The sequence below is a fragment of the Vibrio sp. T3Y01 genome, from assembly GCF_013114525.1.
Classification (GTDB): domain Bacteria; phylum Pseudomonadota; class Gammaproteobacteria; order Enterobacterales; family Vibrionaceae; genus Vibrio; species Vibrio chagasii_B.
In genome coordinates this window covers 202,885-217,811 of sequence record NZ_VTXJ01000001.1, presented here as the reverse complement: position 1 = coordinate 217,811, position 14,927 = coordinate 202,885, and the positions used below count along the sequence as shown (strand labels likewise).

At 43.4% G+C, this 14,927-nt stretch carries 14 protein-coding genes; 6 read left to right on the top strand and 8 right to left on the bottom strand.

Annotation, left to right across the window (positions count from 1 at the left end; genetic code table 11):
- Nucleotides 1–6: 6 nt before the first annotated feature.
- Nucleotides 7–1,113 (bottom strand): 1-acyl-sn-glycerol-3-phosphate acyltransferase, encoded by a 1,107-nt coding sequence (locus tag F0232_RS00935; RefSeq protein WP_032498059.1) that lies wholly within the window; start codon nucleotides 1,111–1,113, stop codon nucleotides 7–9.
- A 175-nt stretch (nucleotides 1,114–1,288) separates the two neighbouring features.
- Between F0232_RS00935 and F0232_RS00930 the strand changes: the two genes are divergently transcribed.
- Nucleotides 1,289–1,915, top strand: coding sequence for a hypothetical protein (locus F0232_RS00930; protein ID WP_061032206.1), 627 nt, complete (start codon nucleotides 1,289–1,291; stop codon nucleotides 1,913–1,915).
- A gap of 151 nt (nucleotides 1,916–2,066) precedes the next feature.
- On the opposite strand, the gene F0232_RS00925 is transcribed toward F0232_RS00930, so the two are convergent.
- On the bottom strand, nucleotides 2,067–2,558 hold the full coding sequence (locus F0232_RS00925; RefSeq protein WP_116871305.1) for a hypothetical protein: 492 nt from the start codon (nucleotides 2,556–2,558) through the stop codon (nucleotides 2,067–2,069).
- Nucleotides 2,559–2,580: 22 nt separating this feature from the next.
- A complete protein-coding gene (locus F0232_RS00920) occupies nucleotides 2,581–3,102 on the bottom strand; it encodes a nicotinate-nicotinamide nucleotide adenylyltransferase (RefSeq protein WP_061032204.1) in 522 nt (173 codons plus the stop codon).
- A gap of 109 nt (nucleotides 3,103–3,211) precedes the next feature.
- Here F0232_RS00920 and nadE point away from each other — a divergent pair, with 109 nt between their 5' ends.
- Nucleotides 3,212–4,042, top strand: coding sequence for an ammonia-dependent NAD(+) synthetase (gene nadE / locus F0232_RS00915; RefSeq protein ID WP_061032203.1), 831 nt, complete (start codon nucleotides 3,212–3,214; stop codon nucleotides 4,040–4,042).
- A gap of 88 nt (nucleotides 4,043–4,130) precedes the next feature.
- Here the strand turns inward: nadE and F0232_RS00910 are convergent, their stop codons facing one another.
- Both F0232_RS00910 and F0232_RS00905 read right to left on the bottom strand, forming a co-directional pair.
- Nucleotides 4,131–5,990, bottom strand: a complete 1,860-nt coding sequence (locus F0232_RS00910) for a hybrid-cluster NAD(P)-dependent oxidoreductase (protein WP_105058417.1) — start codon at nucleotides 5,988–5,990, stop codon at nucleotides 4,131–4,133.
- Between the two features lie 293 nt (nucleotides 5,991–6,283).
- Nucleotides 6,284–7,057, bottom strand: a complete 774-nt coding sequence (locus F0232_RS00905) for an EAL domain-containing protein (protein WP_105058418.1) — start codon at nucleotides 7,055–7,057, stop codon at nucleotides 6,284–6,286.
- 237 nt (nucleotides 7,058–7,294) lie between these two features.
- Between F0232_RS00905 and F0232_RS00900 the strand changes: the two genes are divergently transcribed.
- The 3 genes from F0232_RS00900 (at nucleotide 7,295) to pyrC (ending at nucleotide 9,743) form a co-directional block, all read left to right on the top strand.
- Nucleotides 7,295–8,251 (top strand): helix-turn-helix domain-containing protein, encoded by a 957-nt coding sequence (locus F0232_RS00900; protein WP_061016446.1) that lies wholly within the window; start codon nucleotides 7,295–7,297, stop codon nucleotides 8,249–8,251.
- Between the two features lie 112 nt (nucleotides 8,252–8,363).
- Nucleotides 8,364–8,522 (top strand): YqaE/Pmp3 family membrane protein, encoded by a 159-nt coding sequence (locus F0232_RS00895; protein WP_017059962.1) that lies wholly within the window; start codon nucleotides 8,364–8,366, stop codon nucleotides 8,520–8,522.
- A 192-nt stretch (nucleotides 8,523–8,714) separates the two neighbouring features.
- Nucleotides 8,715–9,743 (top strand): dihydroorotase, encoded by a 1,029-nt coding sequence (pyrC, locus tag F0232_RS00890; RefSeq protein ID WP_105058419.1) that lies wholly within the window; start codon nucleotides 8,715–8,717, stop codon nucleotides 9,741–9,743.
- Nucleotides 9,744–9,873: 130 nt separating this feature from the next.
- On the opposite strand, the gene F0232_RS00885 is transcribed toward pyrC, so the two are convergent.
- Complete coding sequence (locus tag F0232_RS00885; RefSeq protein ID WP_105058420.1) at nucleotides 9,874–10,779, bottom strand: DUF808 domain-containing protein; 906 nt, start codon at nucleotides 10,777–10,779, stop codon at nucleotides 9,874–9,876.
- 174 nt (nucleotides 10,780–10,953) lie between these two features.
- Between F0232_RS00885 and F0232_RS00880 the strand changes: the two genes are divergently transcribed.
- Nucleotides 10,954–11,880: a M14 family metallocarboxypeptidase gene (locus tag F0232_RS00880; RefSeq protein ID WP_171750655.1), complete on the top strand. Its 927-nt coding sequence runs from the start codon at nucleotides 10,954–10,956 to the stop codon at nucleotides 11,878–11,880.
- A 197-nt stretch (nucleotides 11,881–12,077) separates the two neighbouring features.
- On the opposite strand, the gene F0232_RS00875 is transcribed toward F0232_RS00880, so the two are convergent.
- Together F0232_RS00875 and F0232_RS00870 are read right to left on the bottom strand one after the other, a co-directional pair.
- Nucleotides 12,078–13,685 (bottom strand): BCCT family transporter, encoded by a 1,608-nt coding sequence (locus F0232_RS00875; protein WP_105058422.1) that lies wholly within the window; start codon nucleotides 13,683–13,685, stop codon nucleotides 12,078–12,080.
- Nucleotides 13,686–14,140: 455 nt separating this feature from the next.
- Nucleotides 14,141–14,713, bottom strand: a complete 573-nt coding sequence (locus F0232_RS00870) for a malate synthase (RefSeq protein WP_061032195.1) — start codon at nucleotides 14,711–14,713, stop codon at nucleotides 14,141–14,143.
- Nucleotides 14,714–14,927 lie beyond the last annotated feature (214 nt).

The window sequence follows — 14,927 nt, the reverse complement described above, 5'->3', positions numbered from 1 at the left end:
TCTTCGTTAACCAATGTTCTTCACTGGGTTCGCGTAGCTGTCGATCAAGTACTGACGCGCACCTTTTGGCAACGTTGCTAGCTTGTCTTCGAACTCTTTCTTAACCGTAGCTGTGATCGAGTCATCTTCTTTCTCTGCCGCCAGCAGGTTTACTGGGAACAGCTTGTAGTTATCATGGATCTGACGGTCAATCTCTTCAGCCAATGCTTCTGGAGTCTCAAAGTCTTGATCGATAACCTGACCAAATCCAACGTGGATGCGCCCTTTATTACCCACGATACCTTGGATAATGCTCTCGATATCTTCAAATTCGCCTTTTTCGTAACTGCCGTTTACATCTTTTTCAAACAGCTCGATCGCTTTAGCCGTATCACAAGGATCATTCTCATATGAGATAGAGACAGGAACAATCTTCAGTGACTTAACGTATTCAGGGAACGCCAGCTTCTGCTTACGTCCTTCAACATGAAACATTTTAAGGATGGCAGGATCAGTGAAGTCATTACCGTCTTTTGCACGGCCTTCTTTCTGAGCGATCCAGATAGAGTTACCAGTATCTAAAGAGTGCTTAATGTAAGAAGAGAGCTGGCCTAACGCTTTCATCATTTCACGCGGCCCTTTAAGCGAGCGCTTAACGATAAAGCTCTTATTCAAGCGCATCAACTCTGTCGCACACGGCTTCTTCAGAAGGTTATCACCGATCGCAATGCGACAAGTTTGGTGATTCTGTTGATGTAATGCGTAGTTCACCAACGCTGGATCCATAGCAATGTCACGATGGTTTGATACAAACAAGTATGCTTGATTCACATCCAATGACTCTAAGCCTGTGTACGTCACACCGTTTGTGGTGTTCGCTAGCGTGTCACGTAAGTACTTTTTCACTTCAATCTGAATGGATTCAACGCTAGTCAGCTTGCTCCACTTCATTTTTAAGTAAACACGTAGAATTGGGCTCATTAATGCTTGGAACCAAGCTGCGTGATTTGAAAAACGGTAGTTCAGAATCGCACTGATGAACTCTTCATCATTAATAAGACGGTTTAGTGCCGCTGGAATTTCATCATCGCCGTAAGGACGAATATCAACATATGGATCGGTTGGAGAGGTCATTTTTTCATTCATATAATAAAAAGCTGGCTCATTCTACGCGTTGTTTTGACTTCTCGCAGCTACAGAGCCCATACTTTTGACAAGGTCAGACCAGAAACAGTGAAAATCCCCTGTTATTGTTGGCATTCTTTAAGATTAACGGTAATCTTGACGCCCCAAAATTAAGGTACTATCTATGAACTTCGCTATTGAATATACATCGGCTTACTTTTCACACTTGGTGATCACACCACGCAAGAAAGTACTAAAACATAGCCTTGTATCGGTTCAAAGTGGCTTGGTTTTGATCAAACTGGGTAAGCAAGAGTACGCTGTTGAACCTGGCCAAAGCGTTTGGATTCCCTTTGACTGCTTAACTTCGTTGACTTACTTCCCAAACACTCAAGTTAGCCGTGTCGATTTCTCAGTGCGACTGACAGATGCCTTCCCGCGCCAAGCTGGTTACATCACGCAAACTAACCTCTCTTTGGCGTTGCTAGAGAAACTAGAGCTGACTCACGGCCGAGCTTCAGGTGCGAACAATACCGAGCAAGCGTGTAAAGATATGCTCTCTGTACTCAAGCAAGAAGTGTTGGCATTCAAACCACTGCTTTGTGAAAGTGCGTTGTCTCAACGATTCAATCAGTGGAACATTGATGACTCTAACCTGCCACAAGAGCACACCTTAGTCATGGTAATGCGCGAAGCGAAGAAGCGTATGCAATCAGGTCAAAAGCGCTCTGCCGTAATCGACGACTTATTCTCAGGTAAAGAAGAAGAGTTTGAACAGTTGTGTATGCTGGTGTTTGGTGACGACCTATAGTCATTAATCAGACCGATCGTCGCTAAGAAAAGCGAGAACCTAGATACTAAAAAGCCGCAAAAACTGAGTTTCTGCGGCTTTTTTAATTCTTAGTACTAATTCAGGTTAAATAGAAGCTAAGTTAGCAATCTTGAAGAACAATAGCGTACTTCTAAAACGGTAACTCGACCTGCATCATCAAATCGGCATCTCTTGAATCATGCCAACGATAATCAAAGCGCATACGAGGTTGCCCTTCTACTTTCTCTCCGAAGCCAATGCTTAATTGCAAACCATGGTTCAGTAGCCACTCTTCAGTAGACATATCATATTGCGCATCTTCTAAGTCTTCAGGAAACCACATCCCTAAGCCAACATAATTTGACTCAAGGCTTTGAGTTAACAGTGGTGCATCTTTGGTTTGAAGTACCCAGTCAGACCAATAGTCTGGTGTGCTCTCGGCTTCGTCTTCACTCATACCAGTGATTTCCAGCATGCGCTCACCAAAAGACTCAATGCTCGTAGAAAGATCTAGACAGCTATTCTCATCATCAGAAGTCAGCATGATTGAATCTAAGCTAAAAAAGTCACATTCAGCCTGTGCAGGTAAACTGCATGCTGCAATGATCATCGTCGCTGGTATCGCGCGCTTTAGCATAGTCATCAGACCTCTTGAATTAGTGAATCTACATTATTGTATACAGTCCGCTATCTTGCAACATCTTTGTAACTGACTTTGTGCTCAGTTTTGATACATCGCTTCCACTTATCAACGCATTACGAATGTCTGTGCTACGGATCTTCACCTTCTCTGGGCAAGCCATTACAGACCATCGCTCGGTAATCTCACCTGATTTATAGAACGATGAGAATTTGAAGAAGTTGTCCGGTCCGATAACAAACGTGAGTTCAGCGTCACCATGTAACTTTTGTAATTCACTGAGTACAGCATAAGTTGTCACACTTTCACCGGGCGTAAACAAACTCTTTTCGATCAATGATAGTTCAACTTGATCCAATGAAAGATCACTAATAAATGCGTTAACTAACTGACATCTCGTATCAAAGTCTAGCATCTCTTTTCCCCAAGCATGGGCAATACTCGGTACCAGAAGAATCTTGTCGAAATGAGCCAGTGAATCAATCACACTTTTATGCCCTAAGCTCGGCGGATTAAACGCACTACCGAAAATGGCTATTTTTTCCATTATTAATTGCTGCCTTCTCTTTCTAAGCTTGTGCAAAGAGGTTTTTAAATCGAATGATTTAGGTATGATAACACTAGATTTTTAATTTGCTTGCAGGAAAGGAATACGAATGGAACAGTTAATTCGTGACGAAATGCGCGTACTACCTTCAATTGACCCTCACTTCGAAGTGACTCGTCGTGTGGACTTTATCAAAACGAAACTTCAGCAGTCAGGCTGCAAGTCCCTGATCCTTGGTATCAGTGGTGGCGTAGACTCGACTACCTGTGGTCGTCTAGCACAACTGGCTGTTGACAGCTTGAATGAAAACTCTGGCAGCAACGACTACCAATTCATCGCAGTTCGCCTACCTTACGGTGAGCAAAAAGATGAAGATGAAGCACAACTTGCTCTCTCTTTTATCCAGCCTTCTCAATCAGTTTCTGTGAACATTAAAGCAGGTGTTGATGGACTTCACGCGGCTTCTCACGTTGCACTTGAAGGAACGGGTCTACTACCAACAGACTCTGCGAAGATCGACTTTGTAAAAGGTAACGTAAAAGCTCGAGCTCGTATGATCGCGCAGTACGAAATCGCAGGTTATGTAGGTGGTCTTGTGATTGGTACTGATCACTCAGCAGAAAACATCACTGGCTTCTACACCAAACACGGTGACGGTGCCTGTGATCTAGCGCCTTTGTTTGGCCTGAACAAGCGTCAAGTTCGTGAACTTGCAGCAACGCTAGGTGCGCCAGAGCTATTGGTTAAGAAAGTTCCTACTGCCGACCTAGAAGAGCTTGATCCACAGAAAGCCGACGAAGCAGCATTGAACCTTTCTTACGATCAGATCGATGATTTCCTTGAAGGAAAAGAAGTCCCTCAAGATGTGTCAGACCGCTTAGTAAGCATCTACAAAGCGACACAACACAAGCGCCAACCCATCCCGACGATCTACGATTAATAGTCTAAATTAATCTCAGAATCAAAAAGGCCGTAAGTTCAGTAAACTTCCGGTCTTTTCTATTCTATGTGCGGAATAACTTAACTAGTTAATCAACAACTTCGATATCGGTTTGAGGCACACTGCAACACGCCAGTATCTGTCCCATGTTCCGTTCATGTTCTTGCAGCGCTGGTACATCCGGTTGATGAACTTGTCCTGACTCAAGGGTCACTTTACAAGCACCACAGAAACCTGCACGGCAGCTTGATGCAATAGGCACACCGGCCGACTCGGCTTGCTCTAGTAAGGTTGACTGGTTATTACCTTCGAAAAGATAGCCGTTAACACTCAGTTGTAATTGCTTCACGGCTTCTTCAGTAGCCTGAGCGACACCAAATGCTTCTTGATGATAATGCTGAGGGTTAAGCCCCATTTGAATCAGCAGTTTCTTGGCATTATCCATAAAGCCATCAGGGCCACACACGAACGCTTGGCGCTTGTGTAACTCATCAATTTTAGCGACATGAGACACGCTTAAACGACCAGACAAACCATCCCACTCTTTCGTTGGTTGGCTCAATGAATAGATCACACGTAAACCTTCATGCTCTTTGGCGATCTGGTCAATCTCTGCTTGATAAGGGATATCTTCTTCGCTGCTGCATTGATGATAGAAAACCACATCATTAATCTGACCATGGTCTGCTAAATAACGAAGCATCGACAGCATAGGCGTGATACCGCTACCCGCAGAAAGCAATAATAAAGGGTGCGTTGGGTTCTTCTCTTCTAAGTAGAAAGCACCATCCGGGTTTTGCGCCACTAAGGTATCGCCAACTTGGAAATGGTCGTTCAACCAATTAGAGATCTGGCCATCATTGACGCGCTTCACTGAAATCGCTAAACGACCCGCGCGAGATGGGCTCGAAGATAACGTGTAACGGCGAGACACTTTTTCGCCATCAATCACCATTTCAATCGGCAGATGCTGACCTGGTTGGTAACTTGGTAAAGAGTGGCTCTCTTTCGCTGGCTCTAACCAAAACGTCGTAAAGTCTCGAGCTATCTCCTCACGCTCAACACAGGTTAGGTGCAGCGACTCTACCCATGTGTCTTCGTAATGCTCTTTTTCTTTGGTTTCGAGTACTTCAACCACATCACCTGCTCTAACCAAGCCTTCATTTTTCGCGACTAGGTTTTGACCAAAGAACACGCCACCACGATCATTGGCTCTGAATTTAGAGAAGGTATTCAGTGGCTCTTTTGTCGCTCTTAACTCGCCACTCTTAACATCCACAGTAGTTAGAATACAACGTTCACAAGGCTTCACCGCCTCGAACTCAACCTCACCAATTCGAATACGCTTCCAACCATCTTCAGCAAACGCTTCAGTGTTTGAGACCACGAAATTGGTACGGAACTGATCCATGGAATGCGTTTCAGGACTACGACGATTCAGCTCATCAAGAGAGGCTTGGCTGATGATTAACATTGGGTAGCCATCGGCAAAACTCACGTTATGACCCAACTTTTCACGAACACGATTCGATTGCTCACCAGAGAAAAGCAGCTCAACGCGTACACCCAATACATCACTAAACCAATCATCCGCTTCGTCACACGTTGTGTAGGCTGTGAAGCTATCTTTCCACACTGTTGCTGGTGCTTCTTGCATCTTAAAGTTCGCATACTTAAGGCGCAGTGGCTCTTTACCTTCATAAGTAAAAATCAAACCATCTGGCAGCAAGCTGGAAGACACCTTAACCATTTTCGGATATTTACGCGCCGTAACCATTGAGCCGTCAGCCAATGCCAGCATGAAACGTCTGTCAAAAGTGAGACCTTGTTTTTCAACCCAAGCAGAAGAAAGCGCAATGCCGCCCACTGATTTAACCGGAAACACATTGATTTGAGATAAGGAAGGAGCTTGCTCTGAAGCCTTTCGATCTAGAGGTGACTGCGACATAACGATTCCAATGTTTTGTAGTTTGTCCCAATGCTAACAAATGGTTATAAATAGATAAACTGGCAGCTATTAAACACTTGATACTAAGTAGACATAGGTAAAATGTTAGAGTCACAATATGTTCTAGTAGATCTACAATCTTAGAAGCTAACGACGATGATGCCAGACAAACTAATATCGCCCCTTTGTTATCCAACAGCATCAATATTTTCTTGCTATAACAACCAACAAAATTCAACTTCAGCTCCAAGTCCCCTTACGGTTCAATAAACACAATGAACCCAAAACTACATTTAAGGAGATGAGCAATATGCTGTATGTTTTTTTGACAACTGATTCAGTGAGCCCGGCTTACCCAAGTAATACCCTTGGAAGTAAGCTATGCCCTGTGCCTTGGCAAAACGCAGGTCTTCATAACTTTCAACCCCTTCTGACAGCAATTCAATTTGATATTTTCGAGATAAAAACCTAAGACGCTCCCAAAAAGCCGAATGCTCACTCCTGTTTCTCATTAAAGACCTATCAATCTTTAACACGTTTGGTTTAACTACACTAAGTAGAGCTTCACCAACGTTATATCCGCTGCCATAATCGTCTAACGCAATCTTAATCCCAAGGCCTCGACATACTCCAAACTGTGAGACCATCCGTTTCTTATCTATACCTTCTGGATATTGTTCATTTTCTGTAATCTCAATCCAAAGGGTGATACCTAACTTATTGCATGCCTGCCAAATTGGGTAAATATCACGAATAAAAGTAAAGCTCAAAACATGTAATGGAGAGATATTAATCGTTAGAAACTCTATATCAGTCTTACGAGACAAAAGCTCTTTCGACACAGCGAGTAAGAATTTTCGTGTAAACCATGCAATCTTCTCAGAGTCTAATAGACAGCGGATTGACGATTCAACGTCATGCCCTCTTTCCCAACGTAATAAAACCTCAGCACCGACAGTTCCATTGCCATTAGTTATCGGTTGAAAGACAGGGTAAAACAATCCCTGGTCAACATCTTCAATAAGTGCTTCGGCTTGCAAATTTTCAGACAACATGCTCGTATTCATAAACAAACCTCTTTTTGTGATTGATCGATACTACAGAGCAATAGATGGCAATGTTTAGCACGAACAAATCACATGTTGCTTTGAATGCCTATTTCCTGACACCAGAAGAGGACGAGAACACAAGCAGTTAAATGAATTTATGAGTCAGCTACCTTTAGGTATGTTACTAAAAAGACGCCATAATCCATCTTGACTAGCTATACTTCAATGAAGTCAAATTACACATAGAGATAATGGATGTTTGGTGACTATTTAAAGGAATTGAGACTCTCACTTGGCCTTACTCAGAATGAACTTGCTGTTAAGTTAAACCTTGCAGATGAAGAGTTTCGCTCTGTAGACGTAGTAACGCTAAGCCGCTGGGAAAGAGGAAGAACTAAGCCAACGCTTGCCAAGTGCCTTAGAATCTTGCGTTGCTTACAACTTGACTTGAGCGATTTTTATGAATTAATACCAAACCCAAACGAATCAAAATTATTAAATGAATTTTCTAGACTACGTTTTAATAACCAGCTGAGCAGGCTTTCATCGTCAAATTACGAAACGACGCAAAAGCCACAAGTATGTTTGATTACTGAGTTGCCACTTCTTCTGAAAGACGATGATAAAATACTATATAACCTTAAAGCTTTTTACGAAACGGCCAGCTATATTCCCAAAGGTCTATTCGACATCAATTTATACGACTATCAGCAAAACAAACGAGCTATTTTCAAAAGGTTTACGACAAAAAGTGGGCAACTTATAGGCCATTCACTTAGTTTTATCTTTGAAAGTGAATATTTTGACAAGGCAATCCATTCCAAAAACTTCAACATCAACCTAAAAAAGACTGTCAGTTATAAAAGTACGACTCCACTAGCCGTCTGTAACTATAACCGTTACTCTACTAGTTTCGAGGTGTTTAGGTGCATGTTAGTTTCTCAGTATATAAATCTAATCCGCTATTCAAATGTGCAACGTTATTACTTCTTTAATGCCCTACCTGAAAGTGGACAAATTTTAGAACAACTTGGATTCACGAAGGTAGCGTTTGATATTGAGTCAGATACCGGAGGTTTTAAATTGGGTAACCGAGCATTCGAACATTGTTTGTATGAAATTGATACTGCGACACTTCTTTCTCATCCTGAAATAATAACTCTTATAAAAACAACACAGTGGAATAATCAGAACTTAACACAAAGTAATTAAGCAAACCCAGAAAGTGCATACACTGTAATACCTACCAGATTAGAACCCCATACGTTCTATAATGTGAACACGGTTATCGCATTGAACTTTCATTGAATAAAAAGGATTTATCATGAACAAACTCGTCATTATCATCTTATGTGTACTGCTTCCACCTGTTGGTGTGTTCTTCGCTCGCGGCGCCGGGAAAGATTTGGTGATTAATATCATTCTTACTTTCTTCTTCTGGGTTCCGGGAATGATCCATGGTCTGTGGGTAGCCACCCGCTAACCCTTATTAACAAATAGATACCGAATAAAATACTTAGAAAAACAAGCTCCTAGCACTGAAGAGTTAAAAATAGGATGAAATGAAAGTGCTTTTCCACTATCATCCTGTCGCCTAAACGTAAGCGATTGCTTTCACAGATTTCGCCGAGTTTAGGCTCCAACTACATAACACTTCAAATGGTGGGAGCCTTCAATGACACAACTTACGATTACTCGTCCTGACGACTGGCACGTTCATCTACGCGATGGCGAAGTATTAAAAGATACAGTGCGCGATATCAGCCGCTACAATGGTCGAGCGTTAATCATGCCAAATACCATCCCACCGGTAACTGATACCGAAATGGCTCTAGCTTACCGTGAGCGCATCATGGCAGAGCAACCAAGCGAGCAGTTCCAGCCTCTAATGGCACTTTACCTGACAGACAACACAACACCTGATGAAATTCGCAAAGCGAAAGAATCTGGTGCTGTTGTAGCTGCAAAGCTTTACCCAGCTGGCGCAACAACCAACTCTGACTCAGGTGTAACCTCTGCAAAGAATATCTACCACGTACTAGAAGCTATGCAAGAAGTTGGCATGCTACTTTTGGTACACGGCGAAGTAACCACTCACGATGTTGATATCTTTGACCGTGAGAAAGAGTTCCTAGACACCGTTCTTGCGCCAATCGTGAATGACTTCCCTAACCTAAAAATCGTTCTAGAGCACATCACGACTGCAGATGCTGCGAACTTCGTAAAGAACGCGAACGACAACGTTGCCGCGACAATCACAGCTCACCACTTGCTTTACAACCGTAACCACATGCTGGTTGGCGGCATTAAGCCACACTTCTACTGCCTACCAATCCTTAAACGCAACACTCACCAAAAAGCGCTAATTGAAGCAGCGACAAGCGGCAGCAAAAAGTTCTTCTTAGGTACAGACTCAGCACCACACGCAAAAGGCGCAAAAGAGTCAGCGTGTGGCTGTGCGGGTTCTTACACAGCACACGCAGCTGTTGAACTGTACGCAGAAGTGTTCGAATTAGAAGGCAAGATTGATAACCTAGAAGCGTTCGCAAGCCACAACGGCCCAGACTTCTACGGCATCCCACGTAACACAGACACCATCACTCTAGTAAAAGAAGAGTGGAACGTTGCTGAAACCATGCCATTTGGTTCAGACATCGTTGTGCCAATTCGTGGCGGCGAGACGATCGCTTGGTCAGTAAAATAAGCACTCGCAAGGCAAAGTAAATACGTTGTAGATACCTCGTAAATACTTCACTTCAACTAAAAAGGGTCACCAGATTATGGTGACCCTTTTATTATGTATGAAAGGAACGCTCTAAGACGTTGTTTAAGCCCTACTTGCCGCGAACCTTCTCTACCACACTCCAAACCGCGACAACAAGTAACCCTGCCACTACACCAATCACGCCATTCAACAAAGTGGGAACAACTGCAGTAGCAATCGTATGTCCGCTGAAGTCCATGATGATAGGCTCAATCAAATGATGAATTGCGGGAACGTTATGAACCACGATACCACCGCCAACCAAGAACATGGCAGCCGTCCCGACAACAGCAAGCATCTTCATTAGCTTTGGCGCAAAGGAAACAAGCCCATTGCCAAGCTTTTCTTTTACTGCGCTACCGTCAGATGTACGTTGAAGATAGAAACCTAAGTCATCTAACTTAACGATCCCTGCAACCAAGCCATAGACGCCAATCGTCATCACAACAGCAATCAAACTCACGACAATAATCTGGGTCAAGATGCTGGTCCCCGTCACGGTACCCAGAGCAATCACAATGATTTCTGCGGATAAGATGAAGTCGGTACGAATTGCGCCTTTAACCTTTCTCTTCTCATAGTCCTCAATGGATTCACCGGCTTTACCTTCATCTCCATTGTCACGCTCTTGGTGAGCATGCGGAAAGAACTTTTCTAAGATCTTCTCAGCCCCTTCAAAGCAAAGAAATAAACCACCAATAAGAAGCAGTGGCATGATCAACCAAGGAATAAACGCACTGATCAATAAGGCAGCAGGTACAAGAATCAACTTGTTCTTAAATGAGCCTTTTGCAACCGCCCACACTACGGGGATTTCTCGTTCAGCAGAAACACCCGACACCTGCTGCGCGTTAAGTGCTAAATCATCGCCCAATACACCTGCGGTTTTCTTCGCTGCAACCTTAGACATCAGTGCAACATCATCTAGCACTGTGGCTATGTCGTCTAACAGTGTGAGTAAACTTGCTCCAGCCATTTTATTGTCTCTTTTAAAGGATTGAACAACAGATAAAATGTAACACTATCAATTCACTCATCAAAGTTATGAGTCTGTAAAAAATAAAGTCACAAACTGTGTTTTCTATTGCCGTCTCAGCGAGACAGGACTAGTCTGTCTGCATCTTTCACGAACATAAAAGAAAAAGTATAGATGAAAAGTGAATACAACTACCCTATCGGTGAACCTGGAAAAAAATGGCAAGAAGCAGAACGTCAAGCATGGTTTGCTCAAAGAACCGTTAAGCGCGAATATCAGCAAGAAGTCGTTCCTAAAATCCAAGCATTAGCAGACCGCTTTGATATCGAGCAATACGGCGCACTAAGCTACGATGAAGCTCGTTTCCCGCTTTTTGCAATCAAGAGCAAAAACTGGGATACATCAAAGCCAACCGTTCTGGTAACCGGCGGTGTTCACGGTTATGAGACAAGTGGTGTGCACGGTGCGATCAACTTCGCAGATACTCAAGCAGAGAAATACGCAACGCATTTCAACGTAGTGGTTGCACCTTGTGTCAGCCCTTGGGGTTACGAAGTCATCAACCGCTGGAACCCAAATGCCGTTGATCCAAACCGTTCTTTCTATGAAGGTACACCTGCTGAAGAATCAGCAAACTTACGTGCATTAGTGGCGTCTCTACCAGAGGTACTGGTTCACGTTGATCTACACGAAACAACAGATTCTGATGAAACTGAATTCCGCCCGGCACTTGCAGCTCGTGACGGTATTGAGTACATCGAAGGTATGATTCCAGATGGTTTCTACACAGTCGGTGACACTGAAAACCCTCAGCCAGAATTCCAAGCGGCTGTCATTGCTTCAGTTGCAAAAGTAACGCACATTGTCCCAGCAGATGCAGACGGTAAGATCATCGGCTCAGAGGTGACACAGCACGGTGTTATTAACTACCCAATGAAAGAGCTAGGCCTGTGTGGCGGCGTAACTAACTGCAAGTACGGGACAACGACAGAAGTTTACCCAGACAGCGACAAAGTGACAGACGAAGAGTGTAATGACGCTCAAGTTGCTGCGGTAGTCGGTGCTTTGGATTACGTAATTCAGCACGAATTAAACGCGTAAACTAATACCTAGCTCCCTAGAGCTAATCCCTAAAACTAAAAAAGAGCCACAAGTGACGATTCACTTATGCCTCTTTTTGTCCTTTCTGCTTGTCTCTAATTTCTTCTCAGGCATAAAAAAGCTCCCTTACACAATGCAAGAGAGCTTTGAAATCACGCTTAGCGAGGAGTCATTCACTAACTCCCTGCTTGGTTTCTTTAGTTAGCCGTTTCGCTAACGCTTGCTTGCTCTTTATCTACTTCAGTCAGTAGACCTTTCAACAAGCTGAAACAACCAATCAGAAGGATGATCGTAAACGGCAGTGCTGCAATGATCGTGATCGATTGCAGAGCTTGGATAGATTGAGTACCACCAATCCACAGCATTACCATTGCAATAGCGCCTGAGATAACCGCCCAAACCACTTTCTGTTTCACTGGTACTTCTAGTTTACCACCCGCTGTCATGCCATCAATAACAATCGAACCTGAATCCAGTGTCGTAACGAAGAACACAATGATCAGTGCAACAGCAATAACAGACAGAATGCTGCCGAACGAGTACGCATCTAACATATGGAACAAGCTTAGCGATACATCTGTGATGCCTTGGTCGAGACCGAGTTGACCCACGTGGCTGATCACCTGCTCGATAGCCACGCCACCGAAGATAGACATCCAAGCCGAGGTTACTAATGTCGGAATAATCAGTACGCAAAATAGGAACTCGCGAACCGTACGACCTTTAGAAATACGCGCTACAAACATACCAAAGAATGGTGCATACGCTACCCACCACGCCCAGTAGAATACAGTCCAGCCGTGCAACCATGTGGTGTCTTCACGACCTGAACTCTGGCTCAATGCTACGATATTTTTCACATACCCTGTTGCTGCAGTCGCGACAGAATCAAGCACAGTAGTGAAGTTAAGCACAGCAATAAGACCTAAGAACACAAATGCAATAACCATGTTTAGGTTACTTAGGAACTTAACACCACCGTCCATACCACGTAACACAGAGATGATCGCTAAGCCCATGATCAGAACGATGATAGATTGCTGAAGGAAGATGTTGTTATCCAAGCCAAACACGTGGCTGATACCACTTGCTGCTTGTGTACCACCCAAACCTAACGAAGTCGCCAAACCAAACAGAGTAACCAGTACTGTTAGCACATCGATCACATCACCCGTTTTGCCCCACACTCGCTCACCCAAGATTGGGTAAAACACTGAGCGCATAGATAGTGGTAGACCTTTGTTATAAACAAAATACGCTAGGCAAAGTGCTGTCATGCCGTAGATAGCCCAAGCATGGAAACCCCAGTGGAATACCGTTGCACCCAGCGCTAACTCACGACCCGCTTCTGTAAAAGGTTCTGCATTAAGCGGAGTACCAAACCAGTTGGTAAAGAACGCGGTTGGCTCAGCAACACCCCAGAAAATAAGTCCAATACCCATACCGGCTGCGAATAACATCGCTATCCAAGAGGCCATTGAATAGTCTGCTGTTGCGTCTTCGCCACCTAAACGAACTTTACCTAGAGGTGAGCATGCCAAAATAACAGCAAAAATTAACATGATGTTAGCTCCCCACATAAATAGGAAGTCAAACTTTGATAGAACTGCACCCTTGATGGAATCAATTGCCGCTTTGGCATCTGCTGGAGGCAGTGCAAGAAGGGTGATGATGAAGAGAAGAGATAAGCCGACTGAGGCTACGAAAACTGTGTTATGGACATCCATGCCCCATTTACTGACGTTGTCTTGACCCACTTGATAGTCAGTAGAATCAATACTGTACTTTTTTGATTTAAAACTCATAAATTATGATGTTCGCATATCCGATTCAACGAATATAAGGACGCTCTCCATATCCAACTACTACTTGATTGGCTCGCCGCACCGCCTAAATAAAAGGCAATAAAAATCACAATAGTTAGTGATAAATGGACTTACTGGCTCAATCCCAAGGCGCGCATTATAGCACAGCTCAAAGCATTTTGACTGAGATTTCGCTCAATAGTCGCCCAAACCACCGTTGATAATGATAGTTAACCTAATAAAAACAGAATAAAATAAAAGAACAAAATTATTTAAATACAATAACTTAAACCAAAAACACACACTGTAACGTCACATCCAAAGTTTCTGCATATAATTTTGATAATCGCCCAATTTACTTATAGCTCTAATAAAAAAACCCGCTATAGGGGCGGGCAAATTACCAAAGGTAAAAGAGAAATGGATGTTAGCGCTGCGTGCTGCAGCGCTCGACATTAGAGTGCGAAACAGAATCCAAGATTGTAGTCATCACCATTTTTCGCCGTGAACTCTTTATCTTCACTTGATGCATTTGGTCGGCCGCTTTCATCGCCCTTCACTAGGCTAACCCAGTGTCTGATTCCAGAAGAAATACTTGCGTCTGTTTGACCGAAGGTAGTGCATGTCTCTAGTTGGATATCTTCAATATCAACAAGCTCAAGGTTACCTGTGCCTTTCCGAGCGCCCATCGTCACTTCAACGTGCGTACCGCTTTCATCGCGAAACAGGATTGATGATGGTTTGGATTTATCACCTGTGTATGCCACAAAATGCTTAGCACGTTTCAGACCTGTGTGTTCACCATTTTTGAAGTAAACCTGAACATGTCGGTAGTCAATCTCATAGCTCACAACATCTTCATGAGAGCCCGACTCAAGAGGAAATAGAGTATCTAGCAACTGTTTCGCCATCTTCTGCTTTTCGAGTTGCTTGTCTGCTTTCACCATTTCGACGGCAAAGACAGCTTCAGCAATAAAAGTTGAATGGTTTCTGTGAAGTTCTGTTTTGTCTAGTGTCAGCATATTCATAGTCTATCCCTCGTACGGCTTTAAATTTCACTCGGGTCAAACATCCTAATTGACCCTTTTCAGATTTGTTCTTTACTGCTTGGTTTCCATGTTTTTCATACTACTGTTATTCTTGAAACAATTTCACAACAAAAATTACACACTGTGAATTTTACTAAATTGCTTTTTTACACACTCCTATTTTTAGGGGCAAAATGAGCATTAAGTCATTAAT

What these genes read in the sequence shown, in the direction of transcription:
- F0232_RS00935 (WP_032498059.1), bottom strand. Translation starts at nt 1,113, where the DNA reads ATGACCTCTCCAACCGATCCATATGTTGATATTCGTCCTTACGGCGAT.
- F0232_RS00930 (WP_061032206.1), top strand. Translation starts at nt 1,289, where the DNA reads ATGAACTTCGCTATTGAATATACATCGGCTTACTTTTCACACTTGGTG.
- F0232_RS00925 (WP_116871305.1), bottom strand. Translation starts at nt 2,558, where the DNA reads ATGACTATGCTAAAGCGCGCGATACCAGCGACGATGATCATTGCAGCA.
- F0232_RS00920 (WP_061032204.1), bottom strand. Translation starts at nt 3,102, where the DNA reads ATGGAAAAAATAGCCATTTTCGGTAGTGCGTTTAATCCGCCGAGCTTA.
- nadE (WP_061032203.1), top strand. Translation starts at nt 3,212, where the DNA reads ATGGAACAGTTAATTCGTGACGAAATGCGCGTACTACCTTCAATTGAC.
- F0232_RS00910 (WP_105058417.1), bottom strand. Translation starts at nt 5,990, where the DNA reads ATGTCGCAGTCACCTCTAGATCGAAAGGCTTCAGAGCAAGCTCCTTCC.
- F0232_RS00905 (WP_105058418.1), bottom strand. Translation starts at nt 7,057, where the DNA reads ATGAATACGAGCATGTTGTCTGAAAATTTGCAAGCCGAAGCACTTATT.
- F0232_RS00900 (WP_061016446.1), top strand. Translation starts at nt 7,295, where the DNA reads ATGTTTGGTGACTATTTAAAGGAATTGAGACTCTCACTTGGCCTTACT.
- F0232_RS00895 (WP_017059962.1), top strand. Translation starts at nt 8,364, where the DNA reads ATGAACAAACTCGTCATTATCATCTTATGTGTACTGCTTCCACCTGTT.
- pyrC (WP_105058419.1), top strand. Translation starts at nt 8,715, where the DNA reads ATGACACAACTTACGATTACTCGTCCTGACGACTGGCACGTTCATCTA.
- F0232_RS00885 (WP_105058420.1), bottom strand. Translation starts at nt 10,779, where the DNA reads ATGGCTGGAGCAAGTTTACTCACACTGTTAGACGACATAGCCACAGTG.
- F0232_RS00880 (WP_171750655.1), top strand. Translation starts at nt 10,954, where the DNA reads ATGAAAAGTGAATACAACTACCCTATCGGTGAACCTGGAAAAAAATGG.
- F0232_RS00875 (WP_105058422.1), bottom strand. Translation starts at nt 13,685, where the DNA reads ATGAGTTTTAAATCAAAAAAGTACAGTATTGATTCTACTGACTATCAA.
- F0232_RS00870 (WP_061032195.1), bottom strand. Translation starts at nt 14,713, where the DNA reads ATGAATATGCTGACACTAGACAAAACAGAACTTCACAGAAACCATTCA.